General features: G+C 60.0%; 3 protein-coding genes. 2 read left to right on the top strand and 1 reads right to left on the bottom strand.

The features are described 5' to 3' along the window. Together DK847_RS20330 and DK847_RS20325 are read left to right on the top strand one after the other, a co-directional pair. The coding region (locus DK847_RS20330; RefSeq protein ID WP_193548217.1) for an RHS repeat-associated core domain-containing protein at nt 1-1,111 on the top strand (1,111 nt) is incomplete at its 5' end. A 61-nt stretch (nt 1,112-1,172) separates the two neighbouring features. Beyond that, nucleotides 1,173-1,763 (top strand): hypothetical protein, encoded by a 591-nt coding sequence (locus DK847_RS20325; RefSeq protein ID WP_111200374.1) that lies wholly within the window; start codon nt 1,173-1,175, stop codon nt 1,761-1,763. Between the two features lie 38 nt (nt 1,764-1,801). Here DK847_RS20325 and DK847_RS20880 read toward each other — a convergent pair. Next, nucleotides 1,802-2,116: hypothetical protein (locus DK847_RS20880; protein WP_204508439.1), on the bottom strand; the 315-nt coding region annotated here is incomplete at its 5' end.

Below are 2,116 nucleotides of genomic sequence, written 5' to 3'. Positions count from 1 at the left end.
TGGCACGGCGGCCAGCTTCGACTATGGGCCGGATGGCGAGCGCTCGGGCAAGAGCTTCGTCGGGGCAAGGCACGCCTATCTGGGTGCCGATGCGGAAGTGCTGTTCGGCCAGGCCGATCCGCAGCCCGTCGTCACCTCCTGGCTCCACCCCGATATCAGGCGCGAGGGCCAGGCCACCGACGTGATGGTGAAGGACCACCTCGCCTCCAACCGCCTGGCGCTGCGGGTGGGGGCGGGCACCATCCGCTCCGACTACGGCCCCTATGGCCAGCCGCTCACCTCCAACGGCTCCGTGCCGCTGCAGGGCAAGGGCTACATCAACGAACGCTACGACCCCGAAACCGGCCTGCAATACCTCCACGCCCGCTACTACGACCCGCTGCTGGCCCGCTTCCTGACGCCGGACACCTGGGACCCGGACCTGGCCGGCGTGGACACCAACCGCTACGCCTATGCGGGAGATGACCCGGTGAATGGCAGCGATGGGAACGGGCACATACTTGATACTGCGTGGGATGTTGGCAACGTCGTTTATGATGCATGGGAAGCGGGGAGCGGCTGGTATAGCGGTGACGATGAGCAATACTACAACGCACTCACGGACCTCGCTGTTGATGCAGCATCCGCGCTCATTCCCGGCATGCCGGCAGGTGCGAGCAAGCTGGCCCGCGCGGCTGAAAGGGCAGCCAAGAAGGGCATCCCCGCACGCATTGAACGACATCATGTTCTGCCAAAAGGCCTTTATTCAAACCCCGAGGTAAAGTCCACGCTCAAGGAACTTGGCTTCGAGATGGAAGCCAAGGGAAACAAGGTCTGGGCACTCCAGAACGGAGGAGCCATGGGGCACAAGAAGTACAGTGACGCAATCGCAACCAAGATTCGAGCCGTGGTCGAAGACTTCAGAAGTGGTGCCATCACCCGGGCGCAGGCAGTCAAGAAAATTGAAAAAATCAGGGAAGATGCAGTAAAGTCCCTGAAGAAGGATCCCGAGCAACTGGCGAGGACGAAGGATCATTTCTCCGACAACAAGAGTACGAGCCAGAATAGATCCGCCCAGGGCAGCAGAGCAGGGTCCGAAACGGACAAAGATGGTAGGGGACCACGATACTGACCGGTACCTTATCGGCGGGGCAATTGTATTGGTGCCCCAGAGTTAAGCAGGAGACGGACTGATGGTTTGGATCTGGCGTTGGCCCAGGGAGAGTAGCGAGTTCATGGCGGATTTCTGCGGCTTTTGCCCCCAACCTGACGTCAAAGGACTTAGCATCTTCGCTACTCAGCCGCTCCCACCGGGGACCAAAGCCGTGCTCAAGTCACGCTACTCCCTAAAGCGCTTCTTGGATCTGCACAACCCTCCGGTAAACGAAGTTACGGTCGATCGATTGTGGCGGGACATCATACTCCAGTACGTTCCGTCGGATCACGTGCAGTTTGTCCCGGCTCGGCTCACGGCCAGAGGAGGGGCGTCTGACGACTTCTTTGTGATGGTTCCTTTCGATAGAGTGATCGGCATTGACAAGCACAGGTCGGCGATTAGTGACATGCTTGAGACGACTCAGGGTACCCGCATCTATGACATTGAGAAGTTGGTCCTAGTCCCGAACTGCCTTGGCAGGCTCCATCTCGCCCGCGATAAGCAAAATGTCACATTCCTCTATGTCTCCGATGCACTCAGAAATGCGCTGGCGGCTACGGGACAGGACAGCCCCTTTTATACAGTTGAGCAGTACAATCGGGAGTACTGCAATATCACTGAGCACTGAGCTTCCAGCAGTCACCCGGTGGCTGAACCATCTTGGCTTCAAGTCATTAATCCCTTGGGCACCTGGATCCGCCCGTCAGCTATGACGCCAATGGCAACACGCTCTCCTATGACCCGGACGGTCCGGGCCCCATTGCCCGCCGCGACATCGCCTATGACGGCGAGAACCGCCCGGTCTCGGTCACCGCCTTTGGCACGGCGGCCAGCTTCGACTATGGGCCGGATGGCGAGCGCTCGGGCAAGAGCTTCGTCGGGGCAAGGCACGCCTACCTGGGTGCTGATGCGGAAGTGCTGTTCGGCCAGGCCGATCCGCAGCCCGTCGTCACCTCCTGGCTCCACCCCGACATCAGGCGT

Source organism: Aestuariivirga litoralis, assembly GCF_003234965.1.
Classification (GTDB): domain Bacteria; phylum Pseudomonadota; class Alphaproteobacteria; order Rhizobiales; family Aestuariivirgaceae; genus Aestuariivirga; species Aestuariivirga litoralis.
Note: the sequence above shows the minus strand (reverse complement) of the source record. Positions and strands in the feature narration are given on the sequence as shown.